The following is a 20,422-nucleotide window of genomic DNA, read 5'->3' as shown; positions in this document are numbered from 1 at the left end:
CAACTGATAAATTTAATCAAGTTTAATCAAGATTTAGAACAACCTTTCCACATTGTTTATTCAACATCAATTCAAATCCCTTTTCCCATTGCTCAAACGGGATAACGTGGGTAACAACCTTTGAAAGGTCAACCTTCTTCGTCCTAAGTAATTCATCCGCAATTCTCCAAGTTTCAAACATTCTTCTTCCTGTGATACCATATACAGTTAATCCCCTCATTGTGATAAGAGAGTCTAAGTTTATATCTATTTTTCCACCAAATATACCAAGAACGGAAACTTCGCCACCCATCGTAACACATTTTAATCCATCTTCAAATGCTTTTCTGTTACCGCTCATTTCAAGAAGCACGTCAACACCATCATCAAGAATTTTGTAAACTTCCTTCACTAAATCTTTTTCCGCGGGATTTATAATTACATCCGCCCCATTTTCCTGAGCCATTTTAATTCTCATTGGATCGACTTCGGACACAATTACTGTGCTTGCGCCGGCAACTTTAGCCACTTGAATTGCCATAAGACCTATCGGACCTGCACCGGTTATAAGGACGTTCTTCCCAAGTAAATTAGTTACAGATGCGGTATGAATAGCATTTCCGAATGGTTCCATAACAGATGCGAAGTCAAGAGGAATCTCGGAAGAAAATCTCCACAAAACACTTTCGGGAATAATTGCATATTCTGCAAATATACCATTTGTATCAACACCTAATATTTTCAAATTTTTACAAACATGCATTCTACCAGTTTTGCATTGATAACAACTTTCGCAAGGTATGTGAGTTTCCGCTGCGACTAAATCTCCAATATTTACTCTTGTAACAGCACTACCAACAGCGACAACTTCTCCTGCCATTTCATGCCCTGTTATTAGTGGAGGAATAATTCTTGATTGTGACCACTCATCCCATTTATATATGTGTACATCCGTACCACAAATTGAAGCTCTTCGAACTTTAACCAAAACATCGCGTGGACCAAGATCGTTTACATCTGGCCTTTTAACTTCTTTTAACACCAATCCTGGACCGGCTTTTTCTTTCATAATAGCTTTCATAGTATTCATCGTATTTGTCCCCAAGGCAACCGCCTCCCTATTGTTAGATTTAAGTTTGATACCGCAAAATAGGATTTTATCCACATTTAATTATACTATCTATTTTATGGTACTTAAATATCAATACAAACGAACATAAATTAGCATAACGAAGAAATCAATAAATTATAACTTATAATAAGCTAAGATATCAAATTTTGTATTATAATTGTCAACTCTAAACCTGCTCTTTCTCTCCCAATATCTCTTTTTCTTTCTCTTGTACAAATTGGTTCATATACAATCTGTAATACTTTCCTTTTTTCCTCATCAATTGTTCATGTGTACCTTCTTCTATTATTTCCCCATTTTCAATAACCAATATCTTATCGGCGTTCCTTATAGTGGATAATCTGTGGGCTATGACAAAGCTTGTCCTTCCTTTTAGCAGTTTGTGAATAGCGTCTTGTATTAAATGTTCCGTATATGTGTCTATAGAGCTTGTTGCTTCATCTAATACTAAAATCTTCGGATTAGCAATCACAACCCTCGCAAGTGAAATAAGTTGTCTTTGACCGAGTGATAAATTCGCACCGCTTTCACCAACGTTTGTTTCATACCCATTCTCCAATTTCATTATAAAATCATGGGCATTTACTAATTTTGCCGCTTCTATTATTTCTTCCATTGTTGCATCTAGCCTACCGTATCTTATGTTCTCAGCGATAGTCCCATTAAATAAATGCGGTGTTTGAAGTACATAGCCTATGCTTTCTCTCAGTTTTTTTATTTTGATTTTTCTGTAATCTACGCCATCTATGTATATCGTACCTTGAGTTGGTTCGTAAAACCTGCCTATTAAATTTACTATCGTTGTTTTTCCAGCACCGGTATCACCTACAAGAGCGATTGTTTCCCCTTTACGAACTTTTAAGTTAAACGATTTAATAACCCAGTCACCTTTTGAATATTTGAACGATACATTATCAAAAACCAATTCCCCTTGAATGTCTACGTCAATGGCATCAGGGGTATCCAATATCTCAGGTTCAGTTTCGATGAGTTCGAGAACTCTTTCGGCAGCTGCTTGAGCTGATATAAGGTCAGCTAATACTCTTGCAAGTTGATATATTGGCTCGAAAAATTGGATGGAATAAGAAATAGCTGCACTCAAAGTACCGATACTTAAAACATTTATGTACGTTCTCTTTCCTCCGTACACAAGAATAAGAGCTGTGACTATATTACCGATGAAAATAACTATCGGAGTGTACATTCCTGAAAGAATGGTAGCTTTTATCGAAGCATTTTTCAGCTCATCTGTATGTTTTTTAAAATCTTTCGATACCAAATCTTCAACAGACAATACCTTTACTGTTTTTGCACCCATCAGTCCTTCATTGTATATACCCGTCACTTCTGAAACAAGCTTTCTGACAATTCTGTATTGTTTAAGTATTTTTCTTTGGAAATACCAACCGACAAAAGCAATCAATGGAATTGCAAAAAGTATGAAAAGTGTAAGTTGCCAACTAAGTAAGAAAGAGTAAATTAAAATAAACGTCATAGAAGAAATAGCCCAAACTCCATCAACTATCTGCCATGACATAACTGAACTGACTTTTTGAACATCAGACATCACGCGCGAAATGAGAAAACCCGTTTGTGTATTATCGAAAAATGATAACGATAAAGATTGAAGCTTTTTAAATGACGCATTTCTAACATTATAGGCAAAACCATTTTCTATTTTTCCAGCAAGTGTTATCAAAAAATACGTTCCACATGCTTGTAAAGAGCCTATTGCTAAGAGCAAAATAAAGTATTTGCTAAAACCATTCAAATTTTTTCTGGCAATAAAATTGTCTATAGCATATTTAGTCAAATATGGATAAGTTGCATCGATAAGCCCAACAAGAATCATAATTATTATTAAAAAAATGAAGTGAAATTTGTACTCCTTTAAGAAAATCCAAAATTTAGCCCACAATTTAGGATTAAACTTGGTTTGCCTTTCTTGAATAATTTCTTCCATACTATTCACTCTCCTGTTTCCGTGAGTTTAAGTACATTCTCAATTCTCCAAACTCTTTGGTAAAGCCCTGGATGGTTCACTAATTCTTCGTGATTACCTATCGCAGTTACCACACCATTTTCGAAAACTATAATCTTATCAGCATCTTTTATACTTGAAATCCTATGTGACACGATTATCGTTGTTGTGTTTTCACTTCTTTTTCTTATCGCCTCAAGTATCTTTCTTTCCGTTTCAGTATCAACAGCGCTCATGGAATCATCAAATATTAAAATCGGGTAGTCATTTACCAAAGTTCTCGCGATTGTTAACCTCTGCCTCTGTCCACCTGAAAGCGTTATCCCTTTTTCACCTACCAAGGTATCGTATCCTCTCTCAAATTTCACAATATCGTCATGAACAGATGCAAGCTTGGCTGAAAGGATGATTTCTTCAATATCGCTATCAGGCTTTGTAATAGCTATATTTTCCCTCACTGTTTTTGAAAAAACGAAAGCCTCTTGTGGAACCTGGCCTATGTTCTTCCTAAGGGCGCTTTTCGGTATTTCTCTAATATCTATACCGTCGATTAATATTTTTCCGCTATCTAAATCATATAACCTCATAAGCAACGAAATTACTGTCGACTTACCCGATCCAGTCCCACCAAAAAACGCAACTTTCTCACCTTTGCTAATTTTGAAAGAAACGCCTTTGAGTACTGGATGTTCCGGATTGTACCCAAACCAAACGTCCCTAAACTCTATATCACCATTTAACTTAATTTCTCTGCCGTCCTCTAAATTCTCCAATTTCTCTGAAAGAATTTCATTGACTCTCTTTAATGAAACTTTCACTTTCCCAAAGTTAGATAATAATATCCCAAGCTCTCTAACAGGCCACATCAACATTCCAACATATGTTGTAAACACTATCAAAGTCCCGACAGTTATTTCTCCTTTTACAGTAAAGTAAGTTCCAAATATAATAGTAAAAACAAATTGTGAAAACGCTAAAAAGTCAGAAATTGACCAAAAATTGGCAAACAACTTGAGCAATTTTAAATCAAGTTTCCTGTACTCAGTGTTTTTCTCCAAAAACTTTTTCACCTCATATTCTTCTCTCGTAAAAGCCTTGACTACCCTAACTCCCGTAATATTTTCCTGAACGACCGTTGTAACTGCCGCTTCCGCCTCATCAACTTTCTCGAAATATCTCTTCACTTTGACGAAAAAATATAAAGAACTTCCAAATAATGCAGGAATCATCGCAGATGAAGCTAATGTCATTTTCACATTGAGCTTTAGCATAACAAACAAAGCAAGAAATATTGTAAAAATAATCCTCCAGATACTTATCGCATCTGCTGCAATAAATCTTCGTATCGTCTCAACATCTGATGTACATCTTTGTATAACATCACCCGATTGAAACCTTGAATAAAATCCATATTCCGCTTTTAGAATAACGTTATATAAGTCGTCCCTTAATTTTTTGGCAAAATTTTCAGACGTATATCCCGCCATTTTTTCTCTTAAGAAAGAAAAAAAGCTGTTAAAAAATGCAAATACGACAACAATTAAACCAACGAGCCACAAATTTCGAAGAAAAAACTCTCGACCGCCGAATTCATAATAAATACTACTGAGAAATTTTGATTCTATATTCTTATTAGAAATAATGTTGTCAATTGTAAATTTCACAACTAAAGGGATAAGCCTGGAAAATAATATAGAAAGTGCTGTGGATAAAACTGCGACCACGTAATAAAATGTGTAACCTTTCATGTAATGTAGTATCGTTCTTAAATCTCCAGTGCTTTTTGCTTCTTTCATACCCTTTCCCTCCTTAACACTAAAACATTGAATAAAAAAACTCCACGGGGACAACCCGTGGAGTTTTAGCCTATTTTTTATTTTATTAGTTAATTAGTGTATTCATTAATTAAAAAAGAGGAATTGAGCTATACACCATTAACTAATTAGCAATTCAAGAAAACGTTCCGAAGGGCTCTGACTCCATGACTCGGGTTGTCCAATAAAAAAGAAATATGAAGAACTACTCTTCACAAAACTCAGACTACTAATTCTCATCGGACAACCCTCCCTCCGGATTTTTTATTGAAAAATTTTATCGTTTTTATTATGTTTAATTGTACAACTTTGGAAAATAAATGTCAATACATTATTTCGTATTAAGAACCTTTGCTTTAATTTATCCAAACTCCGCAAAATTTCTAATATAATCTTCATCGATTATTTCAACAATCCTATTATTTACGTTTATTATCCCTTGTTTCTCAAGCTCAATAAAAACCCTCGATAAAGCTGGACGGGTAACACCGAACTCTCGAGCCAATTCTTCTTTTGACATATCCATAGTAACTTTCAAAGAATTTTGTTCTTCTGAAAGCTTTAATAGATAAGAACAAACCTTTTGAACGAGGTTTTTCATTGCAACTTCGTAAAATTTGTCTGTGATGAATATAAACGCATCACTTACATACCTAAGGTAGTTACGGAGCAAAGTCTCATTCTTCATAAGGTATTTCACAAAAGTATCTTTTCCAATAGTTACGAATACTGATGGTCTTACTGTTTCCACATCGACAGGGTATTTGGCATCTGTCGAAAATATAACCGCTGAGGCTAAAAGTTTTGGAGCCAACATATGGTCAATCTGCAAAACTCTTCCTTCTGTATTTGTAAACAAGCCATAGGCTTCTCCTTCCACAAGGATTAAAATCTCATCACAATCATCCCCACGATAGCGGACTATTTCTTTTGATTTATAATTCTCGATTTTAGCTTCCTTTAAAATTTCCATTATAAAATCCTTGCTTATACCTTTAAAAATTTCACAATTTTCCAAATTTTGCAATATTTCCTCTAAATTTTTTTTCATATTTCCTCCCAAAAATTGTATATAAATATTGTCACACTTAAATTATATACATGTGGTACAATTTTATCAACAATAATTTAAGTATTTGGAGGCGACAAAATGAAAGACATAGAATCTAAACCCTATCCACTTTTTGTTAAATCATACGAAGAATCTGTCAAAATTGCTCAAAATGAGTTGGGAAAAATACAATGAAAAATTCTATTTCATCCGTAACATAGGTTACGGATTTTTTTGTTTATTTGTTTTAAGATTATAGTGGATTTCTTAGAAAACCAATGCTCATTAAGGAGGTGTTAGTATGGCTCTTAACATGTTTTGTTATCAATGTTCACAAGCGATGAACGGCGAAGGTTGTACAGTAACCGGTGTTTGCGGTAAAGAACCGACAGTGGCAAGACTCCAAGACAATCTAGTTTATATCCTAAAAGGTATATCCGCTTACTATTACCATGCCAGAGAATTAGGATATCACGATGAAGAAATAGCAGCATATTTAGGTGAGGGATTGTACTCCACACTTACAAACGTCAACTTTGACGGAGAAGACTTTGTTAAAAAGGCTCTTGAAGCAGGTATGATGAATTTCAAAGTTATGCAACTCCTTAAAAAAGCGCACATTGAAACTTACGGTGAGCCAATACCTACAGAAGTTGAAACAGGTACAAAAGAAGGGCACGCGATAATAGTTACAGGTCACAATTTAAAAGCCCTTGAAGAACTATTGAAACAAGTTGAAGGTACGGACGTTTACGTTTACACTCACTCAGAGATGCTCCCAGCACATGGATATCCTGGACTTAGAAAATACAAAAACTTAGCTGGCAATTTAGGAGCTGCTTGGTATGATCAAAGAGAACTTTTCGATAAGTATCCTGCGGCTATACTTGGAACAAGTAACTGTGTTCTCATTCCGAAAGAGTCTTACAGAGATAGAATGTTCACAACATCTATAGCAAAATTACCCGGCGTGAAACACATTGAAGGATATGACTATTCAGAAGTTATCGCAAAGGCAAAATCCCTGCCAAAACTTCCAAATCAACCAGGATCTTACAAATTAACGACTGGGTATTCAGCTAGTGTTGTAAAATCACTCGCAGGAAAAATAAAAGAACTTGTAGAAGCAGGAAAAATTAGACACTTCTTGGTAGTTGGTGGCTGTGATACTCCGACAAAACGCGGTGCATATTACAGAGAATTCGTACAAAAACTTCCAAAAGATACGGTAGTTATAACACTTGCTTGTGGAAAATTCAGAATTAACGATTTACAATTAGGTGATATCGAAGGAATTCCAAGACTTATCGATGTGGGTCAATGTAACGATACAATAGTTGCGCTTGAGATAGCTATGGCTCTTGCCGATGTATTTGGTGTAAAAGTCACAGAACTTCCGTTGACACTTGTTCTCACGTGGATGGAACAAAAGGCAGTTGCGATACTTTGGACATTACTTGCACTTGGATTGAAAGGCATTTACATAGGACCAGTCCTACCAGCTTGGGTAAACAAAGACATACTTGAGGTTCTTGTGAAAAATTACGACTTAAAACTCATTAGTACACCTGAAGAAGATATAAAGCAAATACTCCATGTTTGATTAAATCTATTACATACTAAATACTTACTAAATACTTAAAAACCAGGCAGGTTCAAAAACCTGCCTGGTTTTATTACGAATTCTTAATAATGCTTTCTTTAACCATTTTTGCAAGCTCTTTTGCGGCAAATGAATTCAAATGCACCCCATCTATTGTTGTTATTAACCTTCTCAACTTGCTAACAAAAGTAGTCATCAAAGGTGAAACAACAAATATTGAATCCATAACCATTACAAATGGTTCTTTCGAAACAAAGTAACTTTTTCCTCGATTAAAATTATTAATTTCTTTCTTTATCATATTCTTTTGCCATAAATTGAAATCGACATACGTTATTTTCTTTTCATGGCAAATGCTTTTAATAACTTCGTTGTATTTTTCTACTTTCCTATTCATTTCACCTTCAATGTCTTCGCCTATACATGGAATGCTTATAGCGCATAACAATTTATCACTTACTAAAGAGACAATTTCTCTGTAATACTTTTCAAATTCATCGATATTTTTAGATGGTATTCTCCCAGACTCGATTATTTTATCAACAACTTTGGCCCAACCTGATGAGTATGATTTAAGAAATGGTAAAAGTATGTCATTTGTTCCAATTTCGATTATAGCCCCTTCAAGTTTGTCAACGGTATTTTCAGCATTTAAAAAGTCTTCAACTCTTTTCTTCAAACCAATAACTGTGTCTCCACCTAAACCTTTGTTGATGAAACCTTCCCCAAGATACCTCACATACGAAACCCCTGGTTTCCCCTCTGTTATGCTATCTCCAAAACAGACAAACAATTTCAATCACCTCCACAAAATTTCATTTTTACCTTATATTTTAAATTATATCTCTTTTTCTTTTGAAAAATCCATTGGAAAATTCATTTTATAATTTTTTAGAAAATGCTTTAGGAGGGATTGTCATGTTTCCTAACGATATAAGTGAAAAACATGTTATAGGATTAAAAAAATACGTAACTAAAGTTGTTTTGCTTACACTCCTTCTCATCGATCCACCAGCACTATTGTTTTCTTATTATATCTTTGCTGGACTAAGAGATTATCCTATTTGGATTATACTTGCCGGGTATTTCATCATGTTTGCAACATTTGGTCTATTAACGATATTCATATCTCGTAAGTTAGCGGGGAAATCACTGTTAGATGGCAAATTCAACCTTCCGACAGTTTTGTCAATACTTTTGTTCATTATGAATTTTATTGCAGCAACTTTTGTTGGCATTTTTGCCAAACAGATTAAACCACTTCCAGAAGAAACTTTAATGCTCAGGTTATCCGGAGCTCTTGCTATAAATATGGTTATAATTGTTTTGTTTTTGGTCTTTTATTCTAATTTAAGATTACTAAAAGAATATACTGGGGAAAGATATAAAAATATCATGATACCGATTTCCATGAAGTTAACAACAGGCGTATTAGCAATCTCTCTTTGGATCGCACCTATACTATTAAAGTATCTAACATTAAAAACTGAGCTTTCAAATGAAATGCAAAGAAATTTTGTTATCACAAGCATAGGACTCAACATAATACTTGGTTTTTCAATAATGTTTTTATCAAAGCGTATATTGAGATATGTTCCAAAAATAATTACATCGCTTAATGATATATATAATGGCAATTTAACAGAAGCTGTTTTTGTTGAATCTGTTGATGAGTTTAGATATATATCAAACAAGTTAAATGAAGCAACCAAAAGTATAAACAATGTGATAAAAGGCACGGTTAATATATCTGATTCTTCAATCTATGTATTGAAAGACCTTGAAAATAAGTTTTATACATTCAAAAACATTGCTGATAATACCATATCAGCCGTAGAAATACAGCAACAAGGTATTGAGCGTATTACAAGTTCAATAGAGGAGATAACTGCAAATATAGAACAACTTTCAATACAAGCTCAATCGCTTGCAGATTTAGCAATGAGTGTTCAAAAACTTGCAGACACATTGGATGAAAAGGCAAAAACAAGTACAGATGAACTCAAGAAAGTAAAAGAAACAACTTCTGGATTTGTAAAAGAATATGAAAATCTCGAAGATGGTATAAATCAACTAACAGAGGCAACAAAAAATATAGGTGACATAATACAAAGTGTTAGAAATATAGCCGAGCAGACCAATTTACTTGCATTAAATGCTGCTATAGAAGCCGCAAGGGCAGGAGAAGCAGGAAGGGGCTTTGCGGTCGTTGCCGATGAAATTAGAAAATTAGCCGAAGAAACAAAAAGGTCTACTGATACTATTACATCAACGATAGAAACTATAAGAACATATTCCAAAGTTCTTAATGAGCAAATACAAAGATTACGAGAAGGAATAAAATCAACGGAAAGTGGATACGATAGATTGTTTGATACCTTCGGTTACTTAGAAAGAGCTGTGAAAGATATTTCTTCGGCTATAGATACACTTGCAGCACATAGCGAAGAACAAAATGCGTCTGTTGAAGAAATGAGAAGTGGAGCGAATGAAATAGCCGAAAATGTTTCAAAAATATCCGTCCAAGGTGAAGGAATCACATCAACAATGCAGGAAATAGAAAAACAACTTGAAGTCCTTTCAAATAAGCTAAAAGATACAAGCTTGGCTTTTGAACAGCTGAAAACAGAGTTGGGAAAATTCAAAATTTCCTGAAAGTTCTAAAAATACAGAAGCCTGCCAATCAATTGGCAGGCGTTTTTTAATGTATGATTTATTCCTTAATTTTAAGTATTTTAACCAAACCATCTGTGAACGATAAAAGTATTTTACCGTTCGAATATAAAATTTTGTTGATAAGGTACGAGTTGTGGACAAAAACTTTCTCCAATATTTTCCCATCTTTTGAAATCAATACAATTTCCCCGTTGTTTGTGCCAACAATTATTTTCCCATCCGATAAAATCAATGGTGATATATTGTAAATGGGTGAACCTACGGAAGTTTTCCAAATCACTTTTCCGGAATTTATATCTAATGAGTAAACAAGACCATCTATGCTTGTCGTTACAAAATTTGGATCAGATTTCACAACATCTGAATAACCTGTTTTTAAACCACTTGTTGTCCATAATATTGTTTTATTTTTCCAATCATATGCCTGAACTACTCCAGAAGGAGTTGTGACAATCAACAAATTTTCGAAAACCAAAGGCACTATGCCTCCAGGGGTGTAATAACCCGAACCTGTTGGAATCTTCGCAAAGAGTTTCCCATCTTCGTCTATAATAAACAACCCATTTCCCCAAGAAGTTTGAAAGAACTTTCCTTGGTAATATCTTGCCTCTCTTTGTATCACACCATTTAAATTGTAAGTTGCTAACCTTTTAAATTCTTTCAAATCTAAAATATGTATGGTTTTCCCAACTCCAATCGCGATTGAAACTTTTCCTACCTTTATGGAAAATATAGGTCCGTCGAAGTTTAATATCCTTTGAACTCTTCCATTTTTTGAATTGATTAAATATAAGTTCCCATACAAATCACCAATGAAAATTATTCCATCATAATACTCTATATTCGCTACAACTGGATTTTGGATTGCGTTTTTCCATAAAATCTGTCCATTGCTGTTTATCGCTTTAATATTACCAGAATAATCTATGGCGTAAAATACGCCATCGTTTGCTAACACTTGAGAAAAAATACTATTTTCAAACCTAATCGATACTATTTCTTCAAAATATTTTGAATTTACGCTTTTTAACTCTTTAGTTTGGACGTTTTTAGATTTTTCTCGAAATTCTTTCTTTTTCGGTATTATCTTTACAATTTCTTCTTTTCCACACTGCTTTGGATTTGTTTTCGATAAATATAGATTATCATTATCCCAGCTAATTAATGTTATCCAACCTTCTCTTGTTGCACCAACTGTTTGGATATATGCCCCATTGTACATCCCAAAGTAATCGTATTTATGCGTGTGACCGTAAAGAATTATAGGAACATTGTAATTTTTTATGATATCCATCAGCTTCCAGCCATCGTCTGTATAATTAATTGGTCCACCGAATGGGTGATGAGATAGTAATATTGCTAGTTTACCTTGCTTTTTACAATCTTCCAATTGAGTCTTTATCCATTCTAATTGTTTTTCACCGATGTGGCCAAGGTGTTGAAAGTACATAGAGGTGTCTATGCCTATGAAAGATATTTCTCCTATATCTACTCTGAAATTTTCATACAAGGCATTATCTATATTCTTAGTTTTTCTAACTTTGTCTGACCAGCGAGTATCGTGGTTTCCAAGAAGTATATTGTAATTAATTCCGTTATTACTAAAAACACTTAAAATCTTTGAAAGGTCGTCAAATTCCTCTTCTTTCCCCATTTCCGTAAGATCGCCAAGCATAAATACATACAATGGCTTTAATTGAACAAGCTTTTCAATAACGCTATTAATCGTGTTTTTAAAGTATGGATGGTGCAAATCTGAAATCACAGCAACATAATTTTCTTTGCCAAAAGATAGTAAAGAAAGAGCAATATAAAAAACAAATAAAACAATTAGAATTGGCTTAACCAATCCCTTCAATTAAACCACCTACGTTTCTGATTTTCTTTTTTAGAAATGTAATTTACAAACTATACGATCTTATCGCTGACAATTATTATTTCTTAGCTTGATAGTAGCACCTTTTTGGTGATTCTATCTTTCCTTCTTCTTTTAATTGTTTGATAGCTTTATCCACTTCTTCTTTTGGTAAACCTGATTTTTCAGCAATATCGCCAGGTCTCATCGGCTTATCATTTTCAAGAAGCACTTTCAAAACAATTTCTTTTTTCTCCATACAATCTCCTCCCCATCAAAAGTAGAGTTTATGTAGAACTGTGATATTTTCTGGTATAATATATTTTAACATACTTTGTGCAAAAACTGCAAAAAATTTAAACATAAGGAGGAATTTTTATGCCTTTCCATAACAAACCAAATTTAATTGTGAGCAGGTGTTTTTTTGAACACACACGTTACGATGGTGGAATTATTTCGAGTGATATTGTAAAAAAGCTTGAAAATTACTGCAATTTTGTAACCATCTGCCCAGAAGTCGAAATCGGTTTACCTATACCAAGAGAACCAATAGATGTGTTTTTAATCAACAATGATTACAAACTTATGAATAAATCTCATAATATCGATTTAACAGAAAAGATGCTGAGCTTTGCAAATAAATTTGCTCAAAATGTTTCTACCTTAGAAATCGATGGAATGATTTTAAAAGCCAAATCGCCTTCGTGCGCGATAAACGATGCGAAATTGTATGGCCCAAATGGTAGAGTCATATCAAAAACGCCGGGAATTTTTGCAAAGGTGATGATTGAGAAATTTACAGAGTTAATGATTGAAAGTGAGATGAGACTTACAAACGATAAAATCAGATTTGAATTCTTGACTTTCATTTTTACACTTGCACGCTTTAGAGACGTGAAAACAAAAAAGGAACTTATCGATTTTCATTCAATCAATAAGTTCCTTTTACTTACAAAAAATGAAAAGATTATGAGAGAGCTTGGAAGAATAGTTGCACAAAAGGAATTTAACGAGAACGTTCTGAAAGAATATCGTGAATTTTTAATAAAAGCCCTTAAAACTCCCATTAAAAATTCAAAAGTTATAAACACACTACTTCACATGTATGGATTCTTCAAAGACAAATTAAATGAGAAAGAGAAAGCATACTTCATGGATTTAGTGGAGGATTATAAAAACAATCTTATAAGTTTGCAATCAATAATGGTTTTGCTAAAATCTTGGGCTATACATTATAATATAAATTACATTCTTAATCAAACTTTCCTTGAGCCTTACCCAAAAGATCTTGAAAACATTTGATTAATTTGATTAATAATTATTCCATACGTATCTTATTATTTCATCGTGGTAATTAGTTACCACATATGTTGGTATTGTAAAATTATTGACCATTATACAAAATGCAACTTTTCTTCCTGTTCTCGTTATCATTATTCCTGCTATGTTTGAAACATTTTGGAGTGTACCCGTTTTAGCATACGCTATTATATCACCTAATCGGTTTTTCATCGTACCTTCTTTTCCTGAAACCGCTAATGTGGATATAAATCCACTTAAACCCCCTTCGTTCTTATATGCATAACTTAGAACATTGACAACCATATACGGGGTTACAACATTTTTTGTTGATAAGCCGCATGCATCGTTTAATCTAAATGGATAGTATTCCCCGAAAAGTTTCCTGTAAAAATCGTTCATAACTTTTAAAGAATTGTATATATTTCCATATCCATAAACTCTTAAACCAACAGTTCTAAGAATTTGCTCAGCGTAAGAGTTACTACTGTATTTGTTTGCCACACTTATCAAATTAGAAAGTGGGACAGATTTTATAACTATAAACTCACGGTAGCTTTGGTTTAATTTTCCAACCTTGACATTTCCATAAACTTTAATTCCATACTCTTTAAGTATATTTACCACATTGTATCCAAAATTAAGAGCCACAGCGTTTTCATCGTATGGATTAAATGTATTTGTGTTCTCTTTAAGTATAAGGGCATCTATACTTGGATTTTTGTAATCCCACTCCCAGCCTATTCCCCAACGTTCGTTTGAAAAAAAGGAATTGTCTATTATTATGTCACCTTTTATTTCTTTTACTCCTTCGTATACAAATTTCTTCAAATTTTCCCTTAAAATTTCAACACTCATAGAAGGATCGCCATTGCCCTTTATAATTATGCTCCCATTAATTGTTGGTGATATATTTCCTCTTGGTACATAGACTGTTGTCGTATATCGAAAATCCGGCCCTAGCACTTCCCATGCAACGAGTGTTGAAAATATTTTTGTAATCGAAGCAGGCACATAAAGGTTATGTTCATTGTATTGCACAAGTACATTCCCATTTTCTATATCTTGAAAATAAACTCCTACGTAACTTGACAAAGGTGCTTTGGAACTAATCAATTGATAAACACTTTGATAATTTTGAGCAAAATAAGAAACAGAAAAAAGTGATAAAATAATCAGTATTATCAACTTATTCAACAATTTGGTGAATGCTCTGAACTCCAACAACTTTCCCTCCAATGTCCACATACAAAACTTCGTCAGTTATCTTTAATATCGTTCCTTCGAATATTTCTCCTTCGTGTTTTATCTTAAGTTTATCTCCTTCTTTAGGAACAAGGTACTTTTTCCAAAGTTTTGTAATATTCTCAGTCTCATTTCTATAACTTACAAGCAGATTCCAAGCGTGTTTGTTTATTTCGTCAAGTAAATATGTTATTTTCAGTTTCTTTTTCACTATATCCTTTAACGATATCGCGATATCTTTTATTTCATCTGGTATGTCGTTATTTACATTAATACCTATCCCAACAACTATCGCAACTGGTCGATCGTTAATAGATACAGCTTCTGGCAAGATACCACAAAGCTTCTTTCCGTTGTAATAAATGTCATTTGGCCATTTTATATATGCTTTTACTTTTATTTTTTTCAACACTTCAATTATCGCTATTGAGAATATTTTGGTGTATATATGGGGGGTTAAGTGTATTTTCGGCTTAAAAAGTACGGAATACCACAACCCACCTTCCGGTGAAATCCAACTTCTCCCCATTCTGCCCTTGCCAGCCGTTTGTTTAATTGCTACAACTACTGCCCCGTCATGAAAAGATTTGTAATTTTTCTTCAAAAATTCATTTGTACTATCAACTTCGTAAAGCACCTCTATTTCTTCACCAATCATTGTAGCACCTCACAATATCTTCTATCTTCTTTTTAAGAATTCTTTTATTCTATCTTTAAAAAAGATCGACGAAACAAGTAAATATACAGCCGCTCCAAAAATCGTCGAGATTATCGCCCAGTATCTTCTTGAAGAAATAAGTGAAAAATAGTAAGTGGCTATACCCATTATTATAGATGAGATTAAAATGAACAAATCATCTTTTTCGAAAAGTTTTTTGTTCTTTTCTTTAAGCAGTAAGTAAACAAATCCAATGATACCTGCCACACTCGTGGCTAAAGCAACACCTATAGGGCCATACTTAAGACCGACGAGCAAGTCCATTATAACATTTGTGATAGCAACGATAGAAGTTGCCTTGAGAGGTGTTTTCATATCCTTTACCGCATGTCTGGCACGAGCCATTGTTGAGTATATACCGTAAAATGGTAACCCCAAAACATAAGCATTAAGAACGTAAGCTGTCATTTTTGTGTCTTGCGCTGTGAATTGACCGTACTCATAGAACAGTCTTAATATAGGCTTAGAAAGTGCGATTAGCCCTACCGCTGCGGGTACTGTAAAAAACATCGTCGATGTTATCCCTTTTCTTAAATGCTTCGTATAGTTTTCTCTGTCGTTGCTTATCGTTGAAAGTATAACAGTTGCCACCGCTACTCCAAATAATCCGTAAGGTAACATGTAAAATCTTGATGCGTATTGGAGATACGAAACTCCACCACCTTTACCTTGACTGTAATAAGAGACAACGTTCGTATCAACTATACTGTTTATTTGAGAGATTGACATCGCGAGAAAACTTGGCCAAAAATACTGAAGAAATTCTCGAGCGTACTTGAAAGTAAATTTAAGCTTATGCCTTTTCAGTGGATAGGCTAATGCTGCAAACGCTGCAATTTCACCTATGAGAAAACCCCAAGTTGGGCCGTAAATACCAACTTTTGGTAGAAGCAAAGAAATAATGATTACGATATTTGGAATAATCGGTGTTAGCGCCGGATAAAAGAATTTTCCCCTGGTGTTTTCTATAGAATAAGTAATAGCCCACCAAAAAATGAACAATATTGAAGGAGCTGTTACTCGTGTTAGTTTCCTTATAAGTTGTTTCGTTTCAGGAGCCGCACCAGAACTGAAAAGGTAAATTACTATATCTGGAAATATCATCACTATTATAACTATTATCAAAAGAATAAGCGTAAATAACGTTAGTACAGAAGAAAGAAATTCGTCTTTTTCTTTTGATTCCGAATAGAGTGGTACAAAAGCTGAAGTCATAGCACCTTCACCAAAGACTCTTCTAAGAAAAAAAGGAAATAGTATCGCTACGAAATAAGCATCCGCCTGCCAGGATGTTCCAAATTTCGAAGCCATTAACATATCCCTGACAAGGCCAAGTATTCTTGATAGAAATGTAGCTATTGCAAATGCTAAACTACTTGCAAGAATGCTCATTTATATTTTCCTCCAAAATGTATCTTCGACTTTTTGTTATTTTTTAAATATTATCACTTAGCGTAAGAAACCGATCTTTTTTCTCTTATAACTACAACTTTCAATACACCGGGATATTGTAGTTCGTTTTCTATTCTTGTTGCTATATCGTGCGCAAGTTTCTCTATTGTCGCATCGTCCGTTTTATCTGGTTGGACTATAACTCTTATTTCCCTACCAGCTTGTATTGCGTACGCATTTTCAACATATTTGTAACTCTTTGCAATTTCTTCAAGTTTCATCAAACGTTTGATGTAATTTTCGACGTCTTCACGCCTTGCCCCAGGTCTCGCTGCTGAAATTGCATCCGCAGCAGCTACTATAGCCGCTTCTGGTGTTATTGGTTCTTCTTGACCATGGTGTGCCATAACCATATTAATTATCTCATCAGACTCACCATATCTTTTCAACATTTCAGCACCTATATCGGTGTGTGAACCTTCGACTTCGTGATCTATCGCCTTACCTATATCGTGGAGTAAGCCTCCTCTTTTGGCTTTGTCTACATTCAAACCTAATTCGGCTGCAAGCAAACCTGCGATTTGTGCAACTTCCACCGAATGTGCTAGCACATTTTGACCGTAGCTTGTTCTGAATTTCAATCTACCAAGCAATTTGATAATCTCTGGATGTAAACCTCCAACACCAACTGTTATAACCGCGTCTTGTCCTGCTTCTTTTATTTCTCTTTCAACTTCTGCCTTAGCTTTTTCGTACATCTCTTCTATCCTTGCTGGGTGTATTCTACCATCTTGAACTAGTTTTTCGATAGTTCTTCTCGCAACTTCTCTTCTTAATGGATTAAACGAGCTTAAAGTAACCATTTCTGGTGTGTCATCTATTATAAGGTCCACACCTGTTATCTTTTCAAATGTCCTTATGTTTCTACCTTCCCTACCTATCAATCTACCTTTCATGTCGTCATTTGGCAAAGCAACAGTGCTAATCGTTACTTCACCTATGTATTCTGGTGCATATCTTTGAATAGCATCAGCAATGATTTTTTTAGCGTACTTATCGGCTTCATCCTCGTATCTTGTCTTTATCTGGACAAAGAATTTAGCAATTTCATGTTCGTACTTTTCTCTCGCCTCTTGAAGTACTATTTCTCTTGCTTGTTCATGTGTAATACCAGCGAGCTCTATAAATCTCCTCTCGATTTCCTTTGCCTTTTCTTCTATCTCTTTGGCTTTAGATTCGAGCTCTATTTTTAAATTTTCCACATAATTTTCCCTTTTATCGATAAGCTCTTCGCGTTTACTCAGCATTTCTTCACGTTTAAGCAATCTTTCTTCGAGTTGCTTTATCTCTTCTTCTCGCTTTTTTCTTTCTTTTTCTATTTCTTCGCGAATTTGATGAGCTTCCTCACGCGCTTCGATTATAGCCTTTTTCTTTATTTCACTTGCTTCTTTTTCTGCACTTTTAATTATGCTTTCAGCATCTTCTTTAGCTGCTTTGAGCTTTTTCTCCAAAGCTTCTTCCGCTCTTTTTCTTCCAACCGAAATGCCAAAAAACGCACCTGCCGCTATTCCAACAAATAATATAACTATATATATCAACCATTCCATTACCATTCACCTCCAAATCCTTGTCTGTAAAGTTTTTCTCTTTTTTTATGCTCGTCAAGACCTTGAGTAAGTTTTTCGATTATCTCATCTACATTTACCTCATTTAAGACTTTATTTATAGCATCTTCTATAATATATTCATCAACGTGGAGCTGTTTTAGCTCATAGCGAATCCTATAAGGACCTTTATAACGAACTACAAGACTATCGTATGCGTATAAGTAAGCGAATTTCTCATCGTCGATGAAACCTCTTTCTTTTAACTTCTTTAAAGCCTCTAATATAACTTCCTCCGAAAAACCATACTGTCTGAGCTTATTCGCAACTTCCCACTCAGACCTTGCCCTAAATTTTATGAATCTTAAAGCGATATTGAATGGATCTTTTTTTTGTTGTCGTGACTGAATTTCACTGGAACGTTCACTTTGTTGCTTGTTTTTGTAATTTTTCATTTTCTCCATCTTTCTCTTGAGATACTTGATCTGGTTTTGCTAAATACTTTTCTCTAATTCTCTTTTCAATTTCATCGGCAACTTCTGAATGTTCAACAAGATAATTAACAGCATTAGATTTACCTTGTCCAAGAGAGTGTTCCTTGCCACTAAGATCTTCGTAAGTAAACCAACTTCCTCTCCTATCTATCAAACCTTCATTGACTGCTATATTAAACAGTTCGTTTTCTCGGACTATACCCTTTCCGTATATTATATCAACACTTGCTGTTCTAAATGGTGGTGCAACCTTGTTTTTCACGAATTTAATATTCACTTCATTACCTATATGTTCGTTACCTTCCACAATTTTCCCGGCAGATCTTACTTCTATTCTCATTGTTGCGTAAAATTTCAGGGCAACTCCACCTGTTGTTGTTTCAGGGTTACCGTACATGACACCTATTTTCATACGCGTTTGGTTGATAAAAATAACCACAACTTTTGATTTATTGACATTTCCTGCCAATTTTCTCAAAGCCTGAGACATAAGTCTTGCTTGCAAACCTATTTGTGCATCACCCATTGCACCTTCAATTTCCGCCCTTGGCACTAAAGCAGCTACAGAATCGACAACTATCAAATCAACAGCGTTACTCCTTACAAGTTCATCAACAATGTCCAGCGCTTGTTCACCGTAATCTGGTTGAGAAACAAGTAATTCCGAAAGGTCTATACCTAGGTTCTTTGCATAGTTTAAATCAAGAGCATGTTCTGCGTCAACAAAAGCTGCTATTCCTCCGAGTTTCTGAACCGATGCGATGGCATGAAGAGCGATGGTAGTCTTACCACTTGATTCAGGGCCATATATTTCTATAATCCTGCCTCTTGGGTATCCACCAACACCTGACGCTATATCAATTGCCAACGAGCCACTTGGTATTACATCTATTTCCTGAACAAGGTTGCCTTCACCAAGAACCATTATAGAACCTTTACCATAAGTCTTCTCAATTTTGCTTATAGCTTTTTTTAAAACATCTTTTTTCATTTCATCTGACATTTTTAATCAAACCTCCTTCAAACTTTGATTTGTAGATCCACTTGTAGATAGGTCCTTGCGGTGTCAAAGTGGAACTGTAAACAGTAAATCCATCAATGACCAACGTTAATTTAGGAATTTCTATTTGAGAAACAAGTTCTTCCCACTTGTCTGGATACTCTTTTACTCTTCCAAGAGTTATATGAGGGACAAAATTCCCTTGATCATCATACTTTATCTTGTGTTTGTTCAATTCAGACTTCATCTCCAAATACATCTTTTGAAGAGATTTAGTTGATTCAAGTTTTAAAAACAAAACTCTTGGAGAGTTCTTAAATTTAAAATAGCCAAACCCATTCAAAGATGTGCTGAAAGATGGAAAACCGTACATCCTTTTGTTCAAAGTTTGCGACATAAAATCTACGCTTTTTTCATCCATCTCTCCCATGAAAAATAACGTTAAGTGAAGATTCTCAGGCTTAGACCAATTGGCTTTAAACCCTATATTCTGAAGTTTATCTATTACCTCTTTGGCTATCTCTCTAATTTCTTCGTTTATATCAATAGCCACAAATGTTCTCACCACAACACCCCCAA

Annotated in this window: 17 protein-coding genes; 3 read left to right on the top strand and 14 right to left on the bottom strand. The window is 34.5% G+C overall.

Annotated features, from left to right (window positions below; translation table 11 throughout):
- Window positions 1-22: 22 nt before the first annotated feature.
- The 4 genes from tdh to FNOD_RS06825 form a co-directional block, all read right to left on the bottom strand.
- Window positions 23-1,060 carry an L-threonine 3-dehydrogenase gene (gene tdh / locus FNOD_RS06840; protein ID WP_041257200.1) on the bottom strand — a complete coding sequence of 346 codons (1,038 nt, stop codon included), beginning with the start codon at window positions 1,058-1,060 and terminating at the stop codon, window positions 23-25.
- A 217-nt stretch (window positions 1,061-1,277) separates the two neighbouring features.
- Window positions 1,278-3,074: an ABC transporter ATP-binding protein gene (locus FNOD_RS06835; RefSeq protein ID WP_011994461.1), complete on the bottom strand. Its 1,797-nt coding sequence runs from the start codon at window positions 3,072-3,074 to the stop codon at window positions 1,278-1,280.
- A gap of 5 nt (window positions 3,075-3,079) precedes the next feature.
- The gene (locus tag FNOD_RS06830; RefSeq protein ID WP_011994460.1) at window positions 3,080-4,888 is read right to left on the bottom strand and encodes an ABC transporter ATP-binding protein; all 1,809 of its coding nucleotides are present in this window, start codon (window positions 4,886-4,888) and stop codon (window positions 3,080-3,082) included.
- Window positions 4,889-5,267: 379 nt separating this feature from the next.
- Entirely contained in the window at window positions 5,268-5,957 is a 690-nt protein-coding gene (locus tag FNOD_RS06825) for a Crp/Fnr family transcriptional regulator (RefSeq protein ID WP_011994459.1), read from the bottom strand.
- Window positions 5,958-6,258: 301 nt separating this feature from the next.
- Between FNOD_RS06825 and hcp the strand changes: the two genes are divergently transcribed.
- Window positions 6,259-7,560 (top strand): hydroxylamine reductase, encoded by a 1,302-nt coding sequence (hcp, locus tag FNOD_RS06820; protein ID WP_011994458.1) that lies wholly within the window; start codon window positions 6,259-6,261, stop codon window positions 7,558-7,560.
- A gap of 73 nt (window positions 7,561-7,633) precedes the next feature.
- Here the strand turns inward: hcp and FNOD_RS06815 are convergent, their stop codons facing one another.
- On the bottom strand, window positions 7,634-8,353 hold the full coding sequence (locus FNOD_RS06815; protein WP_011994457.1) for an SGNH/GDSL hydrolase family protein: 720 nt from the start codon (window positions 8,351-8,353) through the stop codon (window positions 7,634-7,636).
- A 125-nt stretch (window positions 8,354-8,478) separates the two neighbouring features.
- Here FNOD_RS06815 and FNOD_RS06810 point away from each other — a divergent pair, with 125 nt between their 5' ends.
- Window positions 8,479-10,215 carry a methyl-accepting chemotaxis protein gene (locus FNOD_RS06810; protein ID WP_011994456.1) on the top strand — a complete coding sequence of 579 codons (1,737 nt, stop codon included), beginning with the start codon at window positions 8,479-8,481 and terminating at the stop codon, window positions 10,213-10,215.
- 58 nt (window positions 10,216-10,273) lie between these two features.
- Here FNOD_RS06810 and FNOD_RS06805 read toward each other — a convergent pair whose 3' ends face one another.
- Together FNOD_RS06805 and FNOD_RS06800 are read right to left on the bottom strand one after the other, a co-directional pair.
- Window positions 10,274-12,094 carry a metallophosphoesterase gene (locus FNOD_RS06805; RefSeq protein ID WP_011994455.1) on the bottom strand — a complete coding sequence of 607 codons (1,821 nt, stop codon included), beginning with the start codon at window positions 12,092-12,094 and terminating at the stop codon, window positions 10,274-10,276.
- A gap of 76 nt (window positions 12,095-12,170) precedes the next feature.
- Window positions 12,171-12,350, bottom strand: coding sequence for a helix-turn-helix domain-containing protein (locus FNOD_RS06800; RefSeq protein WP_011994454.1), 180 nt, complete (start codon window positions 12,348-12,350; stop codon window positions 12,171-12,173).
- A 119-nt stretch (window positions 12,351-12,469) separates the two neighbouring features.
- On the opposite strand from FNOD_RS06800, the gene FNOD_RS06795 reads away from it, so the two are divergent.
- Window positions 12,470-13,393 carry a YbgA family protein gene (locus FNOD_RS06795; protein ID WP_011994453.1) on the top strand — a complete coding sequence of 308 codons (924 nt, stop codon included), beginning with the start codon at window positions 12,470-12,472 and terminating at the stop codon, window positions 13,391-13,393.
- A gap of 9 nt (window positions 13,394-13,402) precedes the next feature.
- Here the strand turns inward: FNOD_RS06795 and FNOD_RS06790 are convergent, their stop codons facing one another.
- Genes FNOD_RS06790 through thpR form a run of 7 tightly spaced genes read right to left on the bottom strand, consistent with a single transcriptional unit; the run spans window position 13,403 to window position 20,408 of the window.
- Window positions 13,403-14,614, bottom strand: a complete 1,212-nt coding sequence (locus FNOD_RS06790) for a D-alanyl-D-alanine carboxypeptidase/D-alanyl-D-alanine-endopeptidase (protein WP_238374573.1) — start codon at window positions 14,612-14,614, stop codon at window positions 13,403-13,405.
- A complete protein-coding gene (locus FNOD_RS06785) occupies window positions 14,580-15,293 on the bottom strand; it encodes a biotin--[acetyl-CoA-carboxylase] ligase (RefSeq protein ID WP_011994451.1) in 714 nt (237 codons plus the stop codon). Before FNOD_RS06785 ends, FNOD_RS06790 begins: the two co-directional genes overlap by 35 nt.
- Window positions 15,294-15,314: 21 nt before the next feature.
- Window positions 15,315-16,745, bottom strand: coding sequence for a murein biosynthesis integral membrane protein MurJ (gene murJ, locus FNOD_RS06780; RefSeq protein ID WP_011994450.1), 1,431 nt, complete (start codon window positions 16,743-16,745; stop codon window positions 15,315-15,317).
- Window positions 16,746-16,798: 53 nt separating this feature from the next.
- Window positions 16,799-18,352 (bottom strand): ribonuclease Y, encoded by a 1,554-nt coding sequence (gene rny / locus FNOD_RS06775; protein ID WP_011994449.1) that lies wholly within the window; start codon window positions 18,350-18,352, stop codon window positions 16,799-16,801.
- Window positions 18,352-18,804: a regulatory protein RecX gene (locus FNOD_RS06770; protein WP_011994448.1), complete on the bottom strand. Its 453-nt coding sequence runs from the start codon at window positions 18,802-18,804 to the stop codon at window positions 18,352-18,354. The genes rny and FNOD_RS06770 overlap by 1 nt, the downstream gene beginning before the upstream one ends.
- Window positions 18,773-19,846, bottom strand: a complete 1,074-nt coding sequence (gene recA / locus FNOD_RS06765) for a recombinase RecA (protein ID WP_011994447.1) — start codon at window positions 19,844-19,846, stop codon at window positions 18,773-18,775. Before recA ends, FNOD_RS06770 begins: the two co-directional genes overlap by 32 nt.
- Window positions 19,836-20,408: an RNA 2',3'-cyclic phosphodiesterase gene (thpR, locus tag FNOD_RS06760; protein WP_011994446.1), complete on the bottom strand. Its 573-nt coding sequence runs from the start codon at window positions 20,406-20,408 to the stop codon at window positions 19,836-19,838. The genes recA and thpR overlap by 11 nt, the downstream gene beginning before the upstream one ends.
- Window positions 20,409-20,422: the final 14 nt, after the last annotated feature.

The sequence above is a fragment of the Fervidobacterium nodosum Rt17-B1 genome (genome assembly GCF_000017545.1).
Classification (GTDB): Bacteria; Thermotogota; Thermotogae; order Thermotogales; family Fervidobacteriaceae; genus Fervidobacterium; species Fervidobacterium nodosum.
The sequence above is the reverse complement of the archived record's forward strand: the minus strand, read 5'-3'. Positions and strand labels throughout refer to the sequence as shown.